The following is a 22,914-nucleotide window of genomic DNA, read 5'->3' on the forward strand; positions in this document are numbered from 1 at the left end:
GACCGGGCCCCGACGCACGAAACCCCGCGACGACGGCGCCGCGGGGTTCGGTGACGAGTGACGAGATCAGGCCGTCGCGCGCCGGGGAAGCTTCCAGTCGGGACGCACCCAGTGGCAGGTGTACCCGTTCGGGATGCGCTGCAGGTAGTCCTGGTGCTCGGGCTCCGCTTCCCAGAAGTCGCCCGCCTCCGTCACTTCCGTGACCACCTTGCCCGGCCAGATGCCGGAGGCGTCCACGTCGGCGATGGTGTCGAGGGCGACCTCCTTCTGCTCCTCGCTCGTGTAGAAGATCGCCGAGCGGTAGCTGAGGCCTACGTCGTTGCCCTGTCGGTTCTTCGTCGACGGATCGTGGATCTGGAAGAAGAACTCCAGCAGATTTCGGAACGACGTCCGCGTGGGATCGAAGACGATCTCGACCGCCTCGGCGTGCGTGCCGTGGTTGCGGTAGGTCGCGTTCGGGACGTCGCCACCGGAATAGCCGACCCGCGTCGACAGCACGCCCGGCTGCTTGCGGATGAGTTCCTCGACGCCCCAGAAGCATCCGCCCGCCAGGATCGCGGTCTCGGTCGCCGTTCCCGTTGCCTCGGCCATGTGTGACTCCTCCTCGAAGGTCGGTTGGGTGCACTCGGTTCGTTGCACACTGCGCACCGTCTCCCCGTCGAACGTTCGGACGGGGTCCGCTTGTTCCGCTCCCTCGACCGCCACGCCGCCCGTCGCCGGGCGTGCTAACTTGCTGGCGTCTTCAACGTTCGTTGAGAACTGGTGACGGAGGCCCCGGGGGGGGGAGCTGTGATTCGGTCGACCGCGCACGACGGTGGTGCGGAGCGTGCCCAAGCGCTCCACCTCGACGTCCACGACGTCCCCGTCGCCCAGCAGCCATCGTGGGTCGCGCGCGTACCCGACGCCGGCCGGTGTGCCGGTGGCCAGCAGATCCCCCGATCGGACGCCGACGGTGCGCGAGATCAGCGCGAGCGTGTCGCCCACGGAGAAGATCAGATCGTCGGTCGACGCGTCCTGCACGGTGACGCCGTTGACTCGCGTGCGTATCCGCAGCCCGTCGCGCAGGTCCCCCACCTCACCGGCCGGCACCAGCGGGCCGAGCGGGCCGGATCCCTCGACGTTCTTGCCGAGCGTCCACTGGGACGTCCTCTTCTGCGCGCCACGGGCCGTGATGTCGTCGAAGGTCGAGTAGCCCACCACTGCAGCGAGGGCGTCGTCGGCCGACGCGGCGGCGAGGTCGGCGCCCACCCACGCCACCACCTCCCCCTCCCAGTCCAGCCCGTCCTCGTCGGCGGGGATCTCCACGACACCGTCGCCGACTCCCAACGACGACGTCCATCGCGCGAAGATCGTGGGGAATTCCGGCAGGGGGTCGCCGGAGTAACTCCCCTCGGCGTGATGTCGGGCGTAATTCAGGCCGACGCAGAACACGCGGGCGCTCGGGAGGACCGGGGGAACCAGCACGACGTCGGTTCGGCGAAACGACGGGCCGACGGCGCCGCGCGCGAGATGGCTGCGGGGGTCCGACCAGAACGCGTCGAGTTCGGCGACCACCGCGATCTCGTCGCCGCCCTCGGCACCCCGCAGTTCCGCCACCTCCACCGGACCGCCCGCCGTCCGTCGTATTCCCACGAAGCGCATGTCGTCGTCCCCCGTTCTCCCGGTCGTCGTCTCGACCGTGGTGCGCGGACCCTACGACGCGCCGTCGTCCGATTCGGGTCGTCGACCGTGTCCACCGGGACGAGGTCGCGATGACCGGGGACTTCCGTCGCTATCTCTTTCCGCACGATCATCCCCGGCTGTCCGAGATTCGGGGCCTGGACGCCGCCGAGTACGCGCGGGTCGCGAGCCGCCCCGGGACCTTCACCGGCGGACTGATCGCCGGCTGGACTCCGCTCTACCGCCGCCCGTTCCGCGGCGTCACCGAGAACGGGACACTCCGGCGCGACGTGCACCTGCCGACCCCGGCCCGGCCGTCGGAAGCCGCCCCCGTCGCGGCGATGGTCGACGCCGCCGAGGCCCTGCTGAGCATGCTCGCCGAGAGCGACCGCACGCGACTGTGTCGCGAGGTCGACGCGGTCGAGTGGCAGACCTGGGCCAATCCGGAGTTCCTGCAGTTCGACACCGGCATCCGCCTCGAGCGGACCACCGGCGCGGTGCGCGCCGCCGTACTCGATCTGGTCCGGGCGTCGCTGTCTCCCGACGGATACGAGACCGTGCGGAACACGATGCGTATCAACGGTTTCCTGGGCGAGACCGTCGACCTGCCGACCATCCTCGGCGAGTGGTCCTACAACGTCGCCCTATATGGGCGACCGCACCTCACCGAGCCGTGGGGGTGGCAACTGTTCGGTCACCACCTGGCCGTGAACTGCCTCGTCGTCGACGGACGCATGACCATCGGCCCCGCCTTCCTCGGCGCCGAACCCGACGAGATCGACGCCGGACCGCACGCGGGGGTGCGTACCCTCGGCCGCCACACGGCGGCGATGCGGCGGGTCATGGCGGCGCTCGATCCCGCCCAGCGTGCCCGCGCCACCGTGTACCGGCACATGGTGGACCCCGCGATGCCGCCGGGCCGCGTGCATCCGGGCGACGAGAGGCATCTCGCCGGAGCGTTCCAGGACAATCGCGTGATCCCGTTCGAGGGCATCCGCGTCGCGGACACGACCGAGACCGCCCGGCACGCCGTCCACGATGCCGTCGCGGCGTTCCTCCACCTGCTGCCGGACGGGCCGCGACGTGCCGCGTTGCGGGACATCGCCGTTCACCGCGACGAGACCTGGTTCTGCTGGATCGGCGGCCACGGCGAGCGGGACGTCTTCTACGCCCGCATCCAGTCGCCCGCGATCCTGCTCGAGGTCGACCATCACTGCGGCGTCTTCCTCGACTACGACGAACCGAAGCCGTTCCACGTCCATACGGTCCTTCGCATCCCCCACGGCAACGACTACGGGCGCGCGTGGATCCGACACCGGCGACAGAGCGCGTCGCCACACTCGTGAGGAGAGTCCCCTGGCCGACATAGGACGTGCGTCCCTGATTCTGGACACGCTCGCGGAGAGCCGAACGATGTTGTCGCTCACCGAACTCGCGCGCCGTACCGGGCTGCCCCGGTCCACCGTGCACCGGCTGATCCAGGCCCTCGAGGGCGAACTCTACGTCGTGCGGGATCCCGGCCGACGCGGGTATTCGCTGGGGCCGGGGCTGCTGAAGTTCGGTGTGGCAGCACACTCGCGTCTGGTCTCGAGCAACCGACGCTCGTTGGCGACGCTGGCGCGAACCACCGGGGAGAACGTCGATCTCGCGGTGTTCAGCGGACGCGAGGTGGTCGTCGTCGACCAGGTGGAGTCACCGGACCGGGTCCGCTCGGCGACGGAAGTGGGGCGTGCCTTCTCCCTGCACGCGAGTTGCCTGGGCGTCGCGCTGATGGCCCTGCTCCCGGACGACACCGTGCAGACGTTGCTGTCCGGGCCCCTGACACGCTTCACGGAGCACACCGTCACCGATCCCGACGTTCTGATTCGGCGCATCGAGGACGTCCGCAGCACGCGGATCGCGGTCGACCGGGAAGAGCACGACCTCGGAATCTGCGCCGTGGCCACCGCCTTTCGCGGGCAGACGGGTGCGCTCCAGGCCGTGTCCGTGGTCATGCCGTCGTCCCGCTTCCGGCTCAAGCAGTCCCGGGCCATCGAGGGGCTCGAGCGACTCAATCCGGATCTCGCCTGAGGTCGGCATCCTCGACTTCGTCGTTGCGGTCCCGCCGGCCGGGACGACTTCCGTGACCGATCGAGTTCGCTTCGCCATCCTCGGGGTATGTCTTCCTCCACTCACGATCGCGAATTCGACGCGGCCACCCGGTCATCGGACGATCCACTGCGTGCCGACCACGACGTGCTGGTGGTCGGCTACGGTCCGGTCGGCAAGGTCGTCGCCGCGCACCTCGGCGCGCGCGGTCACCGGGTGCTCGTGGTGGAGCGAGCCGACTCGGCGTATCCGCTGCCCCGCGCCGTCACGCACTGTTCCGACGTCGCCCGGATTCTGCAGTCGGTCGGCCTCGCGCCCGATTCGATCCCGCACATCACCGAGCCGTACGACGCGATGTACGTCTGGACCAACGGCGCCGGCGAGACCCTCGTGGAGGTCGACTGGAGTGGACGCGGCGAATCGGATTGTTACAACACGTATTTCTTCGACCAGCCCTCCCTCGAACACGCTCTCGACGAGGTGGTGGCGTCCGGGCCCCGGGTCGAGGTGGTGCGTGGGGCGGAGGTGACGGCGCTCGTCGACGGTCCCGATGCGGCTGTGGTGACGGTGCGCCGTCGCGGCGCGGAGGGCGGGGACGGCGGGGACAGCGAGGACAGCGAGGTGCGCGCCCGATACGTCGTCGGCGCGGACGGGGCGCACAGCACGGTCCGTGCGGCGATGGGTCTCGGATGGCACGACGACGGTTACGCGCACGACTGGTTGGTCGTCGACGTCGAACCCGGTGCCGGAGCGTCGTGTCCGACGGGCGCGACGCAACGATGCGACACCGATCGTCCGTCCACCATGGTTCCGGGTGGTCCCGGCCGGCGTCGGTGGGAATTCATGCGACTGCCGGGCGAGGACGCGGACACGCTGAACACTCCCGACTCCGCGTGGGCACTCCTCGCGCCGTGGGGGCCGACCCCGGAGACCGCCGAGCTCGTGCGGCACTCCGTGTACACGTTCGAGGCCGGCTGGGCCGAGCGGTGGCGCCGCGGGCGCGTCCTCGTTGCCGGCGACGCCGCCCATCTCATGCCGCCGTTCGCCGGCCAGGGCCTCGGCGCCGGTCTGCGGGACGCCATGAACCTGACGTGGAAGCTCGACGCCGTTCTGCGCGGTGTTGCGTCTCCCGATCTTCTCGACTCGTACACCACCGAGCGACAGCACCACGCACGGGCATTCGTCGACTTCTCGGTCTCGCTGGGGAAGGTCATCTGCATCACCGACCCCGACGAGGCCGCCGAGCGAGACCGACGACTGCAGGCCGATCACCGCGCCGGGGACAGGCCGAGACCACCGCGCCCCGGCCTCGGTCCCGGCCTGCACGTCGGCGAGCACGGCGGCGCGTTGTCCCGGCAGGGGCGGGTGCGGACCCCCAGCGGCACAGGTCGTTTCGACGACCTGCTGGACGGGCCGGGCGCCCTGCTGTTGCGTCGAGCCGAGGACGCGCCGGAGCTATCGCCCCAGGACCGTGTGGACCTCGCCGCACTGCACGTGACCGTGGTGGCCTTGTCCGGAGACGGGTCGGCGGCGCGGACCGCGGACGTCACGGTGGTCGAGGACGTCGACGGCACCTACACCGCGTGGTTGGACGAGCTGGCGGCCGACGTGGTGCTGGTGCGGCCGGACTTCCACCTCTACGGCACCGGGTCCGCGGGTGACGCCGGAGCACTCGTCCGCGGCTTTCTCGAGGGGGTGCGCGAGGGGAGGTCGGTGGATGCTCGCCCATGCGCAGGATCGACCCGATGACAACTGCGTTCGGCCGCGGCCAGTCAGGACGCGTTGTTCGCATGGTGTGCGAGCCCTCGCCGGCCTCCCTCCATCAAGGGCATGGCTGAGTCATCACCGACGCCGACGTGGCGGCTGATCGAGCGCCGGAGAGTGTCGACCGATGACCGCGAACAGTTCGGACCACTGTTCAGGGGAGAGATCGCGCGGTAGTGCCGTGCCCCGGAAGCGTTGCTCCGCGAGCCACTGTCGGACCACGGGTCCGCCTGACCGGCCGGCCACCTGCGGCAGAATCTGCTGTAGTCCGTGGCCCTTGCCCGTGAAGAGAGCGTGGACGAAGGTGCTGTAGTCCCGCCGGAGTGCGGGGGCGACGAGTGGAACGGTTCGCCGCGCAATGGACATCAACCCCGCATCGACTCCGGGCCGTGGAGTGAACGCCGACGCGGAAACACGGCCGACCAGGCCGAACTCGTACCACGGCCACCATTGAGCGGTCATCATCGTCGCGCCACCGACCGCGGCGCGACGACGTGCAACCTCCCATTGCACGAGCAGGACCGCTGCCGTCCAGTGCTCGGCGTGCAGGATGCGCCGCAACATCGCGGTGGTGTGATGGAAGGGCAGGTTTCCCACGATGGTGTGGGGCGCTCGGGGCAGCCGGTATCGCAGAAAGTCGCCGTCCACGACTGTCGTACTCGAATCGACACGATGTCGAAGTTCGTGCGCGTGACGCGGATCGATCTCGATTGCCGTGATCGGCCGGCCCAGCGACTGTAGTGGCAGTGTCAATGCACCACTGCCGGAACCGATTTCGACGATCGGGCCGTCGGTTCGAGATACAAGATCGACGATGATGTCGATTGTCGGGCGGTCGGTGAGAAAGTTCTGGCCGAGCTCGTGGCGGCCGGCTCGATAGGTAGGCACGAGTTACATCACTCCGGGCACTAGTGGGGTAGCCCGGGCAGCTAAAATACGCCGCCCAGCAGATTCGGATGCTGAAGGCGACGGAGGTTACGACTCTGGATCTCCGCCGCTAGAAGCGGCGGATCTTCGTCACTGCGATGCTCGTGATTCCCACGAGCCGGATTTTAACATGACGTCCACTTCTCGACTCGACCGTCGCGATCGACGCCCTGCGGCCTTGCATGCGTGTCGGCAGCTCGAACTGTGATCGATTTTTGTCGGTGGGTCGACCTACACTGGGGTCATGTCGTCGGGGGGCGGCGGGAACGGACCCGCACACACAACACCACCATCGCTGCACGCACCGGTGGATGCACCGGTCTCACCGGTCACCGCGGCGCGAGCCGCCCTGGCCGGGGCGATCGCCGACCTCGCCGCCCTCGACACCCGCGGAACCGGCATCGAAGACCTCCTCGCCCTTGTCATCGACTCCGAACACGCCACCCGCACCCTCACCGGCCTCGGCCAGACCTGGCTGCACCGCTCCGTCCAGGCCGGAGCATTCACCGACACCGGCCTCACCTGCGCCGACGCCCTCTCCGGCCTCCTGCACATCGACCTCCCCGACGCCCGCACCCGCCTGCGCCGCTCGATGCTGCTCACCGACCAGACCACCCTCACCGGAGACCCCCTCCCCGCCCGCATGCCCGGCACCGCCGCCGCCCTCCGCGACGGAGACATCTCCCTCGCCCACGTCACCGTCATCGACAAGTTCCTGCGTGAACTCTCCCCGGCCGTGGACACCGAGACCCGCGAGCGCGCCGAACAGCAACTGGCCGACCTCGCCCGCGGCATCACCCCCGCCACCCTCCGCCAGGCCGCGACCCGCCTCGCTGGCTGGATCGACGCCGACGGCGCCCTCACCGACCCCGCCGACCGACGCCGACGCCGCTCCTTCCGCATCTCCGGCCCCGACCGCCACGGCATGCACACCGTCGTCATCGTCTGCGACGCCGAAGGCGCTGCCACCCTCGAACTCGTCTGCGAGACCCTCGGCAAACCCGGCGTCACCCTCGACAGCAACGGCCACGGCGACACCGAGCACGACGGCGAGACCGGCGACAACGGCGACGGCGACACCAGGGACGCGGCCGAGGCAGCCGCCGCTGCCGCGGCGGCCGCGGCGGAGCGGGTGCGCGACCCCCGCACCGCCGCCCAACGCGACTACGACGCCGTCTTCACCGCCATCACCCGCACCCTCGCCCGCCGCGACCTCGGCACCACCCACCGCGGCCTACCCATCTCCCTCATCCTCACCACCACCGTCGCCGACCTCGCCGCCCGCGCCGGACTCGCCCTCACCGCCGGCGGCACCGCCCTCCCCATCGCCGACCTGCTCACCCTCGCCGGCAACCACCCCGACGACCTCGACACCTGGCTGTGCATCACCGACCTGCACCACCGACCCCTCCACCTCGGCCGCAGCCGCCGCACCGCCAGCACCGACCAACGCCTCGCCCTGTTCGCCACCGACCACGGCTGCACCTTCCCCGGCTGCACCACCCCCGCCACCCGCACCCAGGTCCACCACGTCACCGACTGGGCCGACGGTGGCACCACCGACATCGAGTACCTCACCTACGCCTGCGACCGCCACCACCGACAGATCCACACCGGACCCCTCGGCTGGGCCACCACCACCGCCCCACCCGGCCACCGCTGGGCCGGCCGCACCCTCTGGCACCCACCCGCCCTCGCCGACCCCACCAGAGAAGGCCGCGTCAACCACCACTTCCACCCCGGCGACCTCCTCCGAGACCCCGACCCCGGGCCGATCCCCGACGGCACCTGACCGGCGGGACCTGCACTACCACAACCGAACACGACGAACCCCCGAACCGGAACCCGGTTCGGGGGCAGGAGTCGTGAAGTCTCGGGTCGTGCGGACCGTCGATCAGGCCCGCATGCTGACGTCCTTCGTCTCCGTCAGCTTCAGAGTGCAGCCGATGCTGAGGACCGACAATGCCGCCAGCATGACGCCGACCGCGATGCTGCCGTAGGCCGCGGTGAGCGGCGCGGCCAACAACGGCGGGATCGCGCCACCGAGGACACCGGCCAGGTTGTAGCCCAATCCTGCACCGGTGTACCGGAATCGGGTCTGGAACAGCTCGGGCAACAGAGCGCCGGTGGGACCGTAGGCGATACCGAAGATCGTCAACGTCACGCACATGGCCAGGACGTAGAGTCCGGCGGACCCGGTGTCGAGGATCGGGAACAGCGCCAGCGTCCACGGGACCGCGACCACGCAGGAGATGAGGATGACGCGCCGTCGTCCCACCCGGTCGGAGTACGCCGCGGACAGGGCGATGGCGATACCGAACACCACGGCGCCGATGATGCCGGTGATCAGGACGAACGGTCGGTCGAAGCCGAGGGTCTTGGTCCCGTAGCTCGTGAGGTACGCGGTGCCCATGTAGAAGAGGGAGAAGAGCGACGCCAACGCGCCGGCCGCCAGCAGGACTTCGCGCTTCTGGACGTGCCAGGCGTCCAGGACCGGGAGGCGCCGCGCCGCGGGGGCGGGTGCGTCGGCCACCGCCTCGCGGAACACGGGAGTCTCCTCGATCGCGAGGCGCATGTAGAGGCCGATGAGAACCAGAACGGCGCTGAACAGGAACGGGATTCGCCAGCCGTAGTTCAGGAAGGTCTCGTTGGTGTCCCCGAACACGGCACCGGTCACCAGGAACGTCGCGCTGGAGAGGATGAACGCCGCCGACGGGCCGAGCTGCGGGAACATCGCGTAGAAGCCGCGTCGCTTCGCCGGGGCGTACTCGGCGGTGAGGAGCGTGGCGCCGGCCCATTCCCCGCCGACGGCGAAGCCCTGCCCGAATCGCAGGAGCACCAGGATGATCGGCGCCGCGACGCCGATGGTCTCGGCGCCGGGCAGCAGCCCGATGAGGAAGGTCGAGATGCCCATCAGCAGCAGCGTCGAGATCAGCGTGCGCTTGCGACCGATGCGGTCGCCGAAGTGGCCGAAGAGCACCGCGCCCGCGGGACGGGCGATGAACGCGACCGCGAAGGTGGCGAAGGAGGCCACCGTGCCGGCCGTGGAACCGAGGGCCGGGAAGAACACCGTCGGGAACACCAGGGCGGCCGCGGTGCCGTAGATGAAGAAGTCGTAGAACTCGATCGTGGTGCCGATACCGCTGGCCACGGCCACCTTGCGGACGCTGGTCGTCGGCGGTGTGGTGGGCGGCGTGACCGGACGCGCGGTGGCGTCGTCGGGTGACACAGTCGTCATGGTGCTCCTGCTCGAAGGTGACGGAACGGGCGAAGTGGTCAGGACGGTATGTGAGCCACGCCATACCCCACTACCCCCGGAAGAGGGGGTCCTCCGCACCGCCCGCACGCACCCGCGGCCCGTAATTCGGATGCGCCGAGCACGCACAGTCTGTCAGCATCGTTGTCGTCCGGCTTTCACTCGCAGACAACGAGCCTGCAGCACAACGACATTCGACGAACGGAGGTGCCGCCGTGACCTTCCTGCCACCCGAGTTGTATCTCGCCGAGCATCACGCCGAACGTGAGCGTCACCTGGTCGCCGCCGGCCGCCGGCGGCAAACCCGCGCATCCCGACCGCGCCGGCGCGCAGGCCTGCGCCTCCGCCCCGCTCAGCCGACGGAGGCGTCGGCCTTCGTCGGCGAGCCGGCCTTCACCGGTGACGCGGCGGAGCCGCGACCCGCGCTGTCGGCTTCGTCCGCTCCCTGAGCGATCGGGCGCGACGCCGCCGACCCGCGCCCGACGAAGAACGACGCCCCCACGGCGACCAGGGACACGACCCCGCCGAACAGGAACGCGGTGTGCACGCCGGCCTCCGACGCGGCGACGGCGTCGGCGCCGTCGGTGGCCCGTGCCGTCGCCGTCGTCGACATGACGGTGACGAACAGCGCGGTGCCGGCCGCACCGGCCAGCTGCTGCATGGTCGAGAAGATGGCGCTGCCGTGCGAGTAGAACTGCGGCGGAACGGATCCGAGCGACGACGTCATGAGGGGCGTCATCATCGTCGCGAGTCCGAGCGACATCACCACGTGGATGGCGACGACGGTGCCCTGGGTGGACTGCGCGTCCAGGCTCGTCATCGCCCACAGTGCACCGGACACGACCATCGAGCCCGGGATGACCAGCGGCCGAGCGCCGACGCGGTCGAACGCGCGCCCGACGAAGGGCGCCAGCAGACCCATGGCGAGACCGCCGGGGAGCAGCGTCAGCCCGGTGGCCAGGGTGTCGAGGCCGAGCACGTTCTGCAGGTACATCGGTAGGAGGATGAGCGCGCCGAAGAGTGCCATCATCGAGATGGCGATCATGCCGAGTCCGACGGAGAACGCCGGCGTCGCGAAGGGGCGCAGATCGAGCAGAGCCGTTCCCGCATCCTGGCGGCGACGTTGGCGGATCACGAAGAACGCCAACGCGACCAGCCCTACGCCCAGCGGGATCCAGACGGGCACCGCGGCTCCCTCGGCCGAGTGTCCGATGCTGCTCAGTCCGTAGACGATGCCGCCGAACGCGAAGGCCGACGCCACGACCGAGACCACGTCCAGCGGGGCGCGGCGGGTCTCGGTCACGTTGCGCACGAGCGCGAGTCCGAGGCCGGTGGCCAGGAGCCCGATGGGCAGCACGAGCCAGAACATCCACCGCCACCCCAGCGCGCCCAGAACGACCCCCGAGATGGTGGGCCCGACGGCGGGCGCCACGGCGATCACGATGGAGATGACGCCCATCATGCGCCCACGCCGCGATTCGGGGACGAGCGAGAGAACCGTGGTCATGAGGAGCGGCAACATGATCGCGGTGCCGGCGGCCTGGATCACGCGCGCCGCGAGGAGCACCTCGAAGCCCGGTGCGAGGGCGGCAAGCAGGGTGCCGGTGACGAACGACGTCATGGCGGCGGTGAAGACCTGGCGCACCGTGAAGCGCTGGAAGAGGTAGCCGGTGGTCGGGATGACCACGGCCATCGTCAGCAGGAACGCGGTGGTCAGCCACTGCGCGGTCGACGCGCCGATCGACAGATCCGTCATGAGCGTGGGAAGGGCGACGCTCATGATCGTCTCGTTGAGGATCATGACGAAGGCCGCGACCACCAGCACGCCGATGAGCAGCGCGCTGCCGGGCGCCATCCGCTCGTCGGTCGAGTCCGCGGCCGGTGTCGTGTCGTGTTCGGTGGTGCGCACGCGCGATCCCTCTCCAGTCGTCGAGCCGCGATCCTCGTGGGTCGCCTCGCTCGGTGATAGTCTGCGTCTACCTGACAGTGACTGTCAAAGTGATACTCACAACCGCCGAACACCGATACTGCCCGACAGATTCCCGCCGAGGAGTGGCGATGGACCTCCGCGAACGACGCCGCGAAGCGACGCGCGTCGAGATCACCGACGCCGCCTTGACCCTGGTCGAGCGGCACGGCTTCTCGGCGACCACGGTCGAGGACATCGCCCGTGAGGCCGGCGTCTCCCCGAGCACGTTCTTCCGGCACTACGCCACCAAGGAGGATTCCGTCCTCCGCGGCGACACCCTGTTCGAGGCGGAGATCGACGGCTGGCTCACGGGCGCCGCTGCCGAGGACGTCACGCTCGCCGCACTGGAGGATCTATCCCGGCGATCGTTCGCACGCCTCGCGTCGGAACCGGCGGACGTGCGGGCCCGCCTGCTCCGCACCCGTCGTCTCGTGGCCGCCGATGCTCATCTGCGATCCGCCGCTTTCGCTGCCGACGCGATGGCGATGTGTCGGCTCACCGACCGCGTCGCCGACATCCTCGGCGGCACCGACGCCCGGCGCTACGCCCGGCTGCTCGTCGAGGTGGCCGGCACCACCGCGCGCGTCGCGTTCGACGCGTGGGCCGAGGCCGCCGAGACCGACCCCCGGGCGGACCCCGTCGGGCTCTACGACGGGGCGACGGCGAATCTTCGGCGCCTCGTTTCCGACCTTCCCGGCAAATCGGACGAAGACCGATCACCGGTCTGATTCTCGCCCCGAGGACGGGGGTACCGGCGAGCCATGAGCACCGCCGAGACGCCCGATCGCATCGCCGAACCCTGGGGTGCGCGAACCCCGTTCGCCCGTGGTGGCGTCTGGCCGGCGCGGGTGGACACCGTGCTGGCCGAGGGGGTCACCGAGGACGACGTCGAGAGATGGGTGCAGTCGGCGTCCGTCCTGCATTCCAACGGTGACGCGATGGACATCGCCGTCCGCGACGGGCGCATCGTCGGCGTTCGCGGCCGCGCCGTCGACCGGGTGAACCGAGGACGGCTGGGCCCGAAGGACCTCTACGGATGGCAGGCCAACGCCTCACCGGACCGTCTCACCCACCCCCTGATCCGCGTCGACGGTCGCCTCGTCCCGACGGACTGGGACACCGCGATGAGCCGCATCGTCGATCGCACCCGCGCCCTGCTGAACACCCGAGGACCGGACTCGATCGCCTTCTACACCAGCGGGCAGCTCTTCCTCGAGGAGTACTACACGCTGGGGGTGATGGCCCGCGGCGGTGTCGGCACCAACCACGTCGACGGCAACACGCGACTGTGCACCGCGACGGCGGCGGAGGCCCTCAAGGAGTCGTTCGGCAGCGACGGGCAACCGGGGTCCTACACCGATGTCGACCACGCCGACACGATTGCGTTGTTCGGCCACAACGTCGCCGAGACGCAGTCCGTTCTCTGGTCGCGCATCCTGGACCGGCTGGACGGACCCACTCCCCCGGCCGTGCTGTGCGTCGACCCCCGCCCGACTCCCGTCGCCCGCCGCGCCACCGTCCACCTCGCCCCGCGGCCGGGCACCAACCTCGCGCTGATGAACGGCTTGCTCCGTGAGGTGATCGCGCACGGATGGATCGACGAGGCCTTCGTCCGTGCGCACACCGTGGGGTTCGACGCGCTGCGCCGCACGGTCGAGCCCTGGACGATCGGGAACGTCGCGGCCACCTGCGGGCTGGACCCAGACGACGTCCGTCGGGCCGCGAGACTGATCGGCACCGCGGAGACTCTCCTGTCGACGGTTCTGCAGGGGTTCTATCAGTCGAACCAGGCCACGGCGTCCGCCGTGCAGGTGAACAACCTGCACCTTCTCCGCGGCATGATCGGTCGACCCGGGTGCGGGTTGCTCCAGATGAACGGCCAACCCACGGCCCAGAACACGCGAGAATGCGGGGCCAACGGCGACCTCGCCGGATTTCGCAACTGGGCCAACTCCGACCACGTCGCGCAACTCGCGGAGCTGTGGAACGTCGAGCAGGACTTCCTGACGCACGACGGCCCGCCGACCCACGCGATGGAAATCTTCCGCCTCGCCGAGCAGGGAGATCTCGGCCTGCTGTGGATCAGCGCCACCAACCCGGCGGTGTCGCTTCCCGAACTCGCACGCATCCGACGGATCCTCGGCCGGGAGGGGACGACCGTCGTCGTGCAGGACATGTTCCTCACCGAAACGGCAGCCCTGGCGGACGTGGTCCTCCCCGCCGCCGCGTGGGGCGAGAAGACGGGCGCGTTCACCAACGCCGATCGCACGGTGCATCTGTCCGACAAGGCCGTCGAGCCTCCGGGTGAGGCGCGGGCGGACCTCGACATCTTCCTGGACTTCGCCCGCCGCATGAACTTTCGCGATCACGACGGCGGGCCGTTGATTCCGTGGACGGATCCCGAATCGGCGTTCGCCGCGTGGACCCGCGCCACCGCCGGTCGGCCGTGCGATTACACCGGGCTGAGCCACGACGCGCTGCGCGGCGGCAGCGGAATCCAGTGGCCCGCGACCCCGGACCGCCCCGGCGGCACCGAGCGCCTGTACACCGACGCGGTGTTCCCGACGGCGGCGGACACGTGCGAGACCTACGGGAAGGACCTGATCTCGGGTGACCCGATCGACCCTGCGCGCTACCGCGATCACGATCCCGACGGACGCGCCCTCCTGCGGGCGGTCCGGTACGTGCCGGCCGTGGAGACCCCGGACGCCGAGCACCCGTTCCACCTGATCACCGGCCGCACGATCTACCACTTCCACACCCGCACGAAGACCGGCCGCGCGCCGGAGCTGAACCGGGCGGCCCCGGAGGTGTGGGTCGAGATGAACGACAGCGACGCGGTCCGGCTGGGTATTCCCGAGGGCACGATGCTGGAGGTGTCGTCACCGCGCGGCGCCGTCACCGCCCGGATGCGCCGCACGGACATCCGGCCCGGTGTGCTCTTCCTGCCGTTCCACTACGGCTACTGGGACATCGATGGTCAGGACGCCGACGGCACCGGCGAGCACCCCGAAGTCCGCCGGGCCGCGAACGAGCTGACACCCACCACGTGGGACCCCGCGTCCAAGCAGCCGCAGTTCAAGACCGGGGTGGCGCGGGTGCGGGTGGTCGACGAGGGCTGAGCGGCACCGGTCGAGCAGCACCGACCGAACCGGTCACCCGAACTCCCCCGCCTCGGCCCAGGCCGCCCGCTCGGCGCCGAAGGCCGCGGACTGCAGCGCGCGGAAGTCGTCGATGGGCGCCGCGTTCTCGGCGAGGAACCGCTCGTGCTCGGCCAGGGAGAAGGTGCCGTCGGTGACGTCCACCCCGGGCCCCCGCCCGGCCGCGAGATCCGCCCGCAGATCCGCGAGCTCCTCGGTGGACACCGGATACCAGGAGATCCGGTCGAAGAAGCGCAGCAGCCAGGGCGTGCCCTCCTCGAAACCCGGTGCGGTGGAGGGGTGCCGGTGGTTCCACACCTGGGTGGTGCGCCCGACGAACTGGTAGCCCCCCGGCCCCTCCATGCCGTAGATGCAGAGGTACGCCCCGCCGATCCCGACCGCGTTCTCCGGGGTCCAGGTCCGCGCCGGGTTGTACTTGGTGGTCACCAGGCGGTGCCGGGGATCGAGCGGAGTCGCGACCGGCGCACCGAGATACACGTCGCCGAGACCGAGCACCATGTACTCCGCGTCGTACACGGTGCGGTACACGTCGTCCACCGAGTCGAGACCGTTGACGCGCCGGATGAACTCGATGTTCCACGGGCACCACGGTGCGTCCGCCCGCACACCGTGCATGTACCGCTCCGTGGCCTCCCGCGTGGACGGGTCGTCCCAGGAAAGCGGCAGGCGCACAGTGCGGGACGGCACCACCAGCTCGGTCGCGTCGGGCAGGGCGTCCTCGAGCTCCTCGAGCAGACCGGTCAGCCGCGGGACGGACAGCACGTCGGGGTCGACCTTGATCTGCAGCGAGCGGATACCGGGCGTCAGATCGCGCACGCCCGTCGCACCCTCGGCCACGAGCGCCTCGTGGAGCGCGTGCACCCGCGCGCGCAACGCGAGATCGAGTGTCATGGAGCCGTATTCGACGAGGACGTTGTCGTCACCCGACCGTCGGTACGTCACCGGAACGGCCCCGTCGCGACGCACGAGGACGCCGTCGTCGCCGTCGCCGCCGGCGGAGAAGACCGCGGGTGACGACGCGCGTCGAGCGACCCCCAGCTCGCGGATCGACGCCGCGTGGTCACCGCGCACGGCCACGAAGCGGACGGTGTCCCCCGGACGGAGCTGGCCCAGTTTCCACCGCTCGGCGGCGACGACGGTGACCGGGCAGACGAAGCCGCCCAGCGACGGCCCGTCGGGGCCCAGCAGGATGGGGGTGTCGCCGGTGAAATCCAGCGCGCCCACGGAATAGGCGTTGTCGTGGATGTTCGACGGGTGCAGCCCGGCCTCGCCGCCGTCCTCTCGCGCCCAGGTGGGCCGCGGTCCGATCAGACGGACACCGGTGCGGTCGGAGTTGAAGTGCACCTCGTAGTCGTGCCCCAGGACGGTCGCGATGTCCTCGCGGGTGAAGAACTCCGGCGCCCCATGAGGCCCCTCGGTCACGGCCAGCTCCCACCGGTGTCCCAGCGCGGGAACGTGATCGGACGGGATCCGCCAGGGCGGAGCGACGACCGCGGCGCCCCCGCCGGAGAGGACGTCGCCCGCCGCGAGCACCCGGCCGCGGTGCCCGCCGAACGTGCCCAGCGTGAACGTCGACGCGCTGCCGAGGTGGACGTCGCCGTCGATGCCGCCCCGGACCGCGATGTACATCCGCAGGCCCGCGCCCGTCGCGGTGCCGACGTCGACCACCGAACCGGCGGGGACCGTGACCGGCGTCCACGGATCGACGGCCGTGCCGTCGACGGTGACGGGCGCCGACGCTCCGGTCACGCAGACCGTCGTCGTGGTGTCGAAGCGCAGCGCCGGCCCGGACATGGTGGTTTCCAGACCCGCTGCCCCCGGGTCGTTTCCGACGGCCTGATTGGCCAGGCGGAAGGACAGGTCGTCCATCGGTCCCGACGGCGGGACACCCACCTGCCAGTAACCGGTGCGTCCGGGCCAGTCCTGCACGGTGGTGAGCACGCCGGGGCGCTCCACGGTGATCTTGACGGTCACGATGCCTCCGCCGGGGACGTGACGATCATCCGCACCGGGGTGGGGTCGAAACCGTTACACGGATTGTTGATCTGGGGGCAGTTGGACACCAGCACCAGAACGTCGCGGTCCGCGCGCAGGGCCAGTCGCTTCCCCGGAGCCGACAGCCCGTCGACGATGCCCAGGGCCCCGTCCGGATCGACCGGAACGTTCATGAAGAAGTTGAGGTTCGGCACCAGATCGGCCTTGCCGAGCCCCCACCGCATCCCCTCCGCGAGGAAGTTCTCCACACACGCGTGCTGGTGGGCGGTGTGGTGGCCGTACCGCAGGGTGTTCGACTCCTGCGAGCAGGCGCCACCGAGCGTGTCGTGGCGCCCGACCTCGTCGGCGACGATCGTCACGAGCGGCTCGGACTCGCTGTCGCGCAACACGCTTCCGGTGGTGAGCACGATGCTGCCCTGCGCCGTGATGGTGGTCGCCGCGCTGTAGCGCACGGTGTGGTCCTCGGCGGCGTAGATCAGGGTGTCGACGGCCTGGTTCCCGGCGAGGTCGACGATCGTCAGGACGTCGCCCGCGGCGACGACGGCCGACCACGGTCCCCGCGCCGGAGCGATCTCGTCGCGGACGACGTCGCCGCGAACCAGGGCGAGGTCGACGGCCGGGCGGGTGTCGAGGGTGGCGGTCATGCGTGGGCCTCCAGGGCGGTGACGAGCGCATCGGTGTTGGCCAGAGCGCGGCGGTATTCCGGTTCGGCGAGAGGGAGTTCGGCCTCGGTGGCAGGCGCGACCCATGCGAGCACCTCCAGGTCGGTGGTGTCGTAGGTGAGCGACGGATCGAGCGGGTGCGCGGCGTTCGCGACGGTCACCACCAGCGGCACGTGAATTGCCAACTCCACCATTCGATCCGGGCCGGCGGAGCCGAGACCGATCAGGCGACCGTCGTCGTCCACGCGGACACCGTGGAAGAAGCTCACGGTCGGAGGGAGGTCCCGCGGGGACAGCCCGTTCTTCGCCAACCCGAGCAGCAGCAGCTCGCGTGCGGCGGGAGATGCCGAGTGCGCCTCCCCCGCTCCGTATTTCGCCGTGTTGCCTCGGCGAGTCGAGGCACCGCACAGCGCGTCGTGATGCCCGGACGTGTCGGCGACGACGGTGGCCAGCACGCGACCCTGGTCGCCGAGCAAGGGATGCCCGGCGCCGAGGTACGCCTGCCACGGCACCTTGACCGTGTCGGCGGTGCTCAGCCGCTCCCACGGCGCGTCCGCACGGTGCAGCATCAGGTGGGCGCAGGCGCGGCCGTCCAGGTCGCGCAGACGCAGTCGGGTGCCGCGGCCGAGCACGCGGGTGGTGTACCGGCCGCCCGGCACCGTCTCGGCCCAGGTCAGTGCGGCGGGATCGACGCCGACGGGCGGTGTCGGCCAGTTCCGGGCGGGCACCACGGGCATCGGGCCGGCGCCGAGCGCCTCCTGCTCGCGGGCGTGCGCCTTGGCGGCGGCGGTGGTCGAGGTCATCTCAGGCTCCGATTCGAACGGGGTTGGGGTGGGTGCGGCCGCGCGGGAAGCAGGCGACGCCCACGGCCACGACGACGGCCACGGTCACCGGGGCGGCCCACCGCAGCAGCGGGTACTCGCCGGTGGGGTCGAAGATCTCGGCCCGCGGCCAGGACAGGTTGATCACCATCACCGCGCCGTAGACGACGGCCAGCAGGTTGACCGGCAATCCGAAGCGTCCGAGCGTGAACAGCGGGGCCCCGGCGGAGTCGACGTTCGCCGTCGGGTGCGGCCAGCCGCGCAGTCGCCGCAGCAGGAGCGGCACGGTCACCATCATGTAGGCGAGGTAGATGAGGACGATGCAGACGGACGAGAGCGTCGTGAAGATCGCGGAATTGCCGACGTTGAGGACGAGGACCAGGACACAGGTCGCCCCGATGAGGACCGCCGGCGCGATCGGGGTGCCGGTGGTCGTGTTCACCGTCGACAGCAAGCGCGAGGCCGGCAGGCGCCCGTCGCGCGCCATCGAGAAGAGCAGGCGCGTCGCCGCGGTCTGGATGGCCAGCGTGCAGATGGTGATGGCGATGACCACGTCGATGAGCAGCACCGTTCCCCACGGCGAGGACAGCACGGCCCCGATGACGTAGGGCAGGCCCTCGGCGGCGAGACGACCGTCGGTCAGGCTCGGCGCCGCCATGAGGGCACCGACGATCATCAATCCGCCGCCCAGCGCGGAGGCCGACAACGCCAGTCGAATCGTGCGGGGCGCGACCTTGCGCGGGTTCTTCGTCTCCTCCGCGAGTTCTCCGGCCGAGCCGAATCCCACCATGACGTAGGCGGCCATGAGGCCCGAGACGATCCAGGCCCCGATGTAGCCGGAATCGACTGCGGCACCGCCGGTGTCGAACACCACGGTCGGCGGCCGCTGCGCGTGGGTGAGGAACACGCCGACGATGGCGACGACGCCCACGATCTCGCAGGTCACGCCGATGGAATTGATGCGGGCCATGACGTTCACGCCGATGGAGTTGATCGTCGTGGTGATCACCAGCAACGCCGTACCGAGCACCACCGCGTTGGCGGCGCCGTCGCTCGAGGTCAACGCGGTGTCCGTACCGACGAACTGGAAGCCGCTCCAGATCGACGGCAGTACCACCTGCAGGGCGATCGCCGCCGCGGCCGCGGTGACGATCTGGGCGATCACCATGAACCAGCCGGCGAACCACCCGACGATCTCGCCGCCCATCCGCCTGGACCACTGGTAGATCGCCCCCGAGATCGGGTATCGCGCAGCCAGTTCCGCGAAGCAGAGCGCGACCATGAACTGGCCGAGGAACACCACCGGCCAGGTCCAGAAGAACGCCGGCCCGGCGAAGGAGAAGCCGAGACCGAAGAGTTGGAAGATCGTGGTGAGGATGGAGACGAAGGAGAAACCGGCGGCAAAGGACGCGAACGTGCCCAGACCGCGGTGCAGTTGCTGGTCGTAGCCGAAGTCGCGCAGGTCGTCCGCATCGTCCTGACGTCCCGGCGGGAGTACTGCTCTGCTCATGGTGGGCCTTCTGCGAAATGGTGCGGTACCGAACGGCCTCGTCGCCTCGGTAACTGTCGCTTGACAGTCAAGCGAGGTTCGAGGTCGCAATGGTGACGGCGATGTATCCGTTTCGAGTCCGCGTGTTCCGACTGTGTTACCGCTGTGTCGGTGGTGTCACCGAACCCTCACCGACGGCGCCGGCGGTGGCACGATGGGTCGCGTGACCGCGAGCGCAGGACGTCCCCGCATCGGCGAACGCCGTCGACCCGGCGCCACCACTCGGGACGAGATCCTGGACGCCGCAGCGGAACTCTTCACCATCGGCGGTTTCACCGCGACCAGCACGCGCGCCGTGGCCGACGCGGTCGGCGTGCGCCAGGCCTCGCTGTACAACCACTTCGACAGCAAGGACGCCATCCTCGCCGCGCTGCTCGCCGGCACCGTGGAACCGCCGCTGCACTTCGCGCGGACCGTGTGCGAACGCACCGCCGATCCGGTCACCCGCGTCCACGCGCTGGCGTGGTTCGACGCCCGGCACCTCTCCTCGGGACGGTGGAACCTGGGCGCCCTCTATCTCCTGCCGGAGTTGCGCGCGGACCGGTTCGACACCTTTCGCGCCCGCCGACGCGAACTCCGTGATCTTTACGTCGACCTCTCCGCCGACGCGGTGCGGACGATCGGCCGACTGCCCGCCGACGACGTGGTCGCGCCGACGATGCCGTTCCGCCTCGTCGAATCCGTCATCGCCGCTCGGTGGGACGACGAGCCCGCCCCGGGTGTCGACGCGGCCGCCGGTGTCGACGCGGCCGCCGGTGTCGACGCGGCCGCCGCTGCCGTGGCGGACGCGGCCGTCCGGGCACTCGGCGCTTCCGAATTTCCGGCGGGTCTACGACGACGGTCCGCCGCCCTCGTCGGTGACCTCGCGACCGAAAGCGTCCGGATCGTGCCCACCGACGGGACGCAGGGCGCGCAGGAACACGGGCAGGAACGGGCGGGCTGACGCGGCACCGGACGGCCGGAACGGCGCCGAATCACGCGCGGCCTGCACCCAGTCCGCGCGGGCGACTCCGGACAGATCGAGGCGGTGGTCGGTGCCGCGCAGCAGGTGGTGCAGGAACGTCGTCGCGGCCCGGCCGTTGCCCTCGCGGAACGGGTGGATCTGGTTGAGGTCCGCGTACGTCCGGGCGAGGAGGAAGGCGAGTCGGCCGTGGTCCGCGCCCGCCCAGTCGGCGGCCAGGACGTCGGCGTGCAGATCGATCAGGTGGTCCCAGATCGCCGACGAGCGTACGAACGTCGTTCCGCCCCTGCCGATCTCGACCGTGCGCACCTGCCCAGCCCAGGCGTAGACGTCCTGGAACAGGTGCCGATGCAGCGCGGGCAGTGCGTGGATGCCCTCACCGGGGACAGCAATCCGCCCGCCGTGGAACTGCACCAGCCGTCGCGCGCTCGCGAGCGCCTCGGCTCGATGCAGTTCGTCGTCGTCGGTGATGCCGAGGACGTTGCGGAGCACGGTGCCGGACTTCTGCAGGTACACGTCCCGCCGCCTCAGCCGGTCCCGGAGCGCGACTCGCGGCGCACGCCCCGGCGACGGGAGGTCGACGGCCGACGGCGCAGCCTCGGCGTCGCGACGGAGGACGGCGACCTCCGCCGGTGTCGGCGACCAGCCCTCGAGGCGGACGGCGTCCAGCGCCGCCGCGACCGCGAGCGGCAGGGCGGAACGGCCCGAAGAATCGGGCGGGTCGGAACGGCCCCCACTCATGGAATCGCGAGACCTCGGCGTACCGCCGTGACCTCGCGGGCGGCGCTCGCCAGCACACTGCGGGTGACGGGGGTGGTGTCGGCGACGGGCAGGAGGTCGTCGGCGGGGTGCCCGGCGCGCAGCCGGTCCGCCTGGTGGGTGATGCGGATGCGTTGCACCTGGTCGAAGGCGCGGGCGAGGGTCCGGGCGTCGTCCTCGCGCAGGCCGCCGGACGCGGCGGCGCGGGAGAGACGGGCGGGCGTGCTGCGCGCGGCGTCGGGCGGCGTGTCGGCGCACTCGAGGTCGACCCACCGCGCGAGGGACACGATCGCGGAGATCACCGTGTCCTTGGGATCGACGGCGGTGACGCGACGGAAGAGGCTGTCGCGCAACCGCAGTCGTGGATATTCGCGCGTGGCCTCGCGGCCCATCAGTCGGCGTGCTCGGTCGTCGCCGGACAGCGCGGCTCGCACGTCCACCGGAAACGGTGACGCCGAGCCTCCGACGGCGGTGGCATCCGCGAGCAGCGACAGCATGATCACGGCGCTGTCGTCGAAGGGATCGCTCACCCACCCCCGGACGGCCGCCGCCCAGTCCGAGGCCGTTCGCACGAACCGTCGCTGGGACACCAGGGCATGGTGCGGGTCGGGGCGCAGACCGCAGCGGCCCAGCAGTCGGTGGACCGCGGCGCCGTGCGCCGTCACTCGGCCGACCTCGACGCCGTCGGCGATCACCGCGGCCGTCTCGACGTCGGACGACGGCAGCGATTCCCGACGCCCGACGCTGCCGAGCACGAACCACTCCACCCCCGGTTCGGGACGGAGCGCGACCGCCCGCGCCGTCGCCGTGCGCACCAGATCCGCGTGGGCGGCGGCGACGTCGATCGGCGACGTCCGCACGGCTTCGAGCTCGACGATCACCGGCGCGATCGCGGCGCACGCCGCCAACAGGGCGTCGTCGTCTTCGGCCGTCGCGATCCGCCGGCTCGCCGCACCCCGGGCCGCGTACGCAGCGGCGCGGGCGGAGGAGACGGACACGGTGTCACGCTAGTGCGCGCGGTCGCTGCGCGCCGTCCGGCGCAGTCGGTGACTCGACGCAGTCGATGTCACCTTGCCGACGTCACGTCGACGCGGTGACCTCGTTGCTCTCGCGTCGCCGAGCCTGCAGTCGACGCACCTTCAGCGCCGTCGCCGAGCCGACCAGCAGCACGCCGACCGCGAGAACCGCCCCGCCCACGACGAACATGGTGCGGACCGGATGGGCGTCGTCGAGACGCGCGCCGACCGCCGCCCAGAACACGGCCAACGCGACGAACATCGCGAGGACGTAGAGCGCGGATCTCCGGGTGGTCACAGTGGTCGCTCCTTCGTCACCCCTGATCG

General features: G+C 70.7%; 18 protein-coding genes and 1 pseudogene. 7 read left to right on the plus strand and 12 right to left on the minus strand.

The window, feature by feature from the left end; genetic code table 11:
- Positions 1 to 66: 66 nt before the first annotated feature.
- Together msrA and A3Q40_RS19810 are read right to left on the minus strand one after the other, a co-directional pair.
- On the minus strand, positions 67 to 591 hold the full coding sequence (gene msrA / locus A3Q40_RS12175) for a peptide-methionine (S)-S-oxide reductase MsrA (protein WP_068106111.1): 525 nt from the start codon (positions 589 to 591) through the stop codon (positions 67 to 69).
- A 276-nt stretch (positions 592 to 867) separates the two neighbouring features.
- Positions 868 to 1,641 (minus strand): annotated as a pseudogene (locus tag A3Q40_RS19810) (fumarylacetoacetate hydrolase family protein); the annotation flags it as partial.
- 110 nt (positions 1,642 to 1,751) lie between these two features.
- On the opposite strand from A3Q40_RS19810, the gene A3Q40_RS12185 reads away from it, so the two are divergent.
- From A3Q40_RS12185 to mhpA, 3 genes are all read left to right on the plus strand, one after another.
- Positions 1,752 to 3,005, plus strand: a complete 1,254-nt coding sequence (locus tag A3Q40_RS12185; protein ID WP_068102522.1) for a DUF3500 domain-containing protein — start codon at positions 1,752 to 1,754, stop codon at positions 3,003 to 3,005.
- Between the two features lie 67 nt (positions 3,006 to 3,072).
- Complete coding sequence (locus A3Q40_RS12190; protein ID WP_235606289.1) at positions 3,073 to 3,729, plus strand: IclR family transcriptional regulator; 657 nt, start codon at positions 3,073 to 3,075, stop codon at positions 3,727 to 3,729.
- Positions 3,730 to 3,816: 87 nt separating this feature from the next.
- Positions 3,817 to 5,496 carry a bifunctional 3-(3-hydroxy-phenyl)propionate/3-hydroxycinnamic acid hydroxylase MhpA gene (gene mhpA, locus A3Q40_RS12195; protein ID WP_068102524.1) on the plus strand — a complete coding sequence of 560 codons (1,680 nt, stop codon included), beginning with the start codon at positions 3,817 to 3,819 and terminating at the stop codon, positions 5,494 to 5,496.
- Between the two features lie 93 nt (positions 5,497 to 5,589).
- On the opposite strand, the gene erm(46) is transcribed toward mhpA, so the two are convergent.
- A complete protein-coding gene (gene erm(46), locus A3Q40_RS12200) occupies positions 5,590 to 6,399 on the minus strand; it encodes a 23S rRNA (adenine(2058)-N(6))-methyltransferase Erm(46) (RefSeq protein WP_068102526.1) in 810 nt (269 codons plus the stop codon).
- Between the two features lie 346 nt (positions 6,400 to 6,745).
- Between erm(46) and A3Q40_RS12205 the strand changes: the two genes are divergently transcribed.
- Positions 6,746 to 8,230: an HNH endonuclease signature motif containing protein gene (locus A3Q40_RS12205; RefSeq protein ID WP_068102528.1), complete on the plus strand. Its 1,485-nt coding sequence runs from the start codon at positions 6,746 to 6,748 to the stop codon at positions 8,228 to 8,230.
- Positions 8,231 to 8,332: 102 nt separating this feature from the next.
- Here the strand turns inward: A3Q40_RS12205 and A3Q40_RS12210 are convergent, their stop codons facing one another.
- Both A3Q40_RS12210 and A3Q40_RS12215 read right to left on the minus strand, forming a co-directional pair.
- Positions 8,333 to 9,676 carry an MFS transporter gene (locus A3Q40_RS12210; RefSeq protein WP_068102530.1) on the minus strand — a complete coding sequence of 448 codons (1,344 nt, stop codon included), beginning with the start codon at positions 9,674 to 9,676 and terminating at the stop codon, positions 8,333 to 8,335.
- Between the two features lie 370 nt (positions 9,677 to 10,046).
- A complete protein-coding gene (locus A3Q40_RS12215) occupies positions 10,047 to 11,549 on the minus strand; it encodes an MDR family MFS transporter (RefSeq protein ID WP_201133082.1) in 1,503 nt (500 codons plus the stop codon).
- A 203-nt stretch (positions 11,550 to 11,752) separates the two neighbouring features.
- On the opposite strand from A3Q40_RS12215, the gene A3Q40_RS20620 reads away from it, so the two are divergent.
- Positions 11,753 to 12,391 (plus strand): TetR/AcrR family transcriptional regulator, encoded by a 639-nt coding sequence (locus tag A3Q40_RS20620; protein WP_068102532.1) that lies wholly within the window; start codon positions 11,753 to 11,755, stop codon positions 12,389 to 12,391.
- 33 nt (positions 12,392 to 12,424) lie between these two features.
- Positions 12,425 to 14,785, plus strand: coding sequence for a molybdopterin oxidoreductase family protein (locus tag A3Q40_RS12225; RefSeq protein ID WP_068102534.1), 2,361 nt, complete (start codon positions 12,425 to 12,427; stop codon positions 14,783 to 14,785).
- A 33-nt stretch (positions 14,786 to 14,818) separates the two neighbouring features.
- On the opposite strand, the gene A3Q40_RS12230 is transcribed toward A3Q40_RS12225, so the two are convergent.
- From A3Q40_RS12230 to A3Q40_RS12245, 4 genes are read right to left on the minus strand one after another with little or no spacing between them, the layout of a single operon-like run.
- On the minus strand, positions 14,819 to 16,798 hold the full coding sequence (locus A3Q40_RS12230) for a 5-oxoprolinase/urea amidolyase family protein (protein ID WP_068102535.1): 1,980 nt from the start codon (positions 16,796 to 16,798) through the stop codon (positions 14,819 to 14,821).
- Positions 16,795 to 17,463 carry an urea amidolyase associated protein UAAP2 gene (locus A3Q40_RS12235; RefSeq protein WP_068102537.1) on the minus strand — a complete coding sequence of 223 codons (669 nt, stop codon included), beginning with the start codon at positions 17,461 to 17,463 and terminating at the stop codon, positions 16,795 to 16,797. Before A3Q40_RS12235 ends, A3Q40_RS12230 begins: the two co-directional genes overlap by 4 nt.
- Positions 17,460 to 18,284 carry an urea amidolyase associated protein UAAP1 gene (locus tag A3Q40_RS12240; RefSeq protein WP_068102539.1) on the minus strand — a complete coding sequence of 275 codons (825 nt, stop codon included), beginning with the start codon at positions 18,282 to 18,284 and terminating at the stop codon, positions 17,460 to 17,462. The genes A3Q40_RS12235 and A3Q40_RS12240 overlap by 4 nt, the downstream gene beginning before the upstream one ends.
- 1 nt (position 18,285) lies before the next feature.
- A complete protein-coding gene (locus A3Q40_RS12245) occupies positions 18,286 to 19,812 on the minus strand; it encodes an amino acid permease (protein WP_068102541.1) in 1,527 nt (508 codons plus the stop codon).
- Positions 19,813 to 20,005: 193 nt separating this feature from the next.
- On the opposite strand from A3Q40_RS12245, the gene A3Q40_RS19815 reads away from it, so the two are divergent.
- Positions 20,006 to 20,794, plus strand: a complete 789-nt coding sequence (locus tag A3Q40_RS19815; RefSeq protein WP_082833893.1) for a TetR/AcrR family transcriptional regulator — start codon at positions 20,006 to 20,008, stop codon at positions 20,792 to 20,794.
- Here the strand turns inward: A3Q40_RS19815 and A3Q40_RS12255 are convergent.
- The 3 genes from A3Q40_RS12255 to A3Q40_RS12265 form a co-directional block, all read right to left on the minus strand.
- Positions 20,681 to 21,553, minus strand: coding sequence for a Fic/DOC family protein (locus A3Q40_RS12255; RefSeq protein WP_068102545.1), 873 nt, complete (start codon positions 21,551 to 21,553; stop codon positions 20,681 to 20,683). The genes A3Q40_RS19815 and A3Q40_RS12255 overlap by 114 nt on opposite strands.
- Complete coding sequence (locus A3Q40_RS12260; protein WP_068102547.1) at positions 21,550 to 22,569, minus strand: DUF294 nucleotidyltransferase-like domain-containing protein; 1,020 nt, start codon at positions 22,567 to 22,569, stop codon at positions 21,550 to 21,552. Before A3Q40_RS12260 ends, A3Q40_RS12255 begins: the two co-directional genes overlap by 4 nt.
- An 82-nt stretch (positions 22,570 to 22,651) precedes the next feature.
- Positions 22,652 to 22,885, minus strand: coding sequence for a hypothetical protein (locus A3Q40_RS12265; protein ID WP_068102549.1), 234 nt, complete (start codon positions 22,883 to 22,885; stop codon positions 22,652 to 22,654).
- Between the last annotated feature and the right edge of the window lie 29 nt (positions 22,886 to 22,914).

Source organism: Rhodococcus sp. PBTS 1, assembly GCF_001620025.1.
In the GTDB taxonomy this organism is placed as follows: Bacteria; Actinomycetota; Actinomycetes; order Mycobacteriales; family Mycobacteriaceae; genus Rhodococcoides; species Rhodococcoides kroppenstedtii.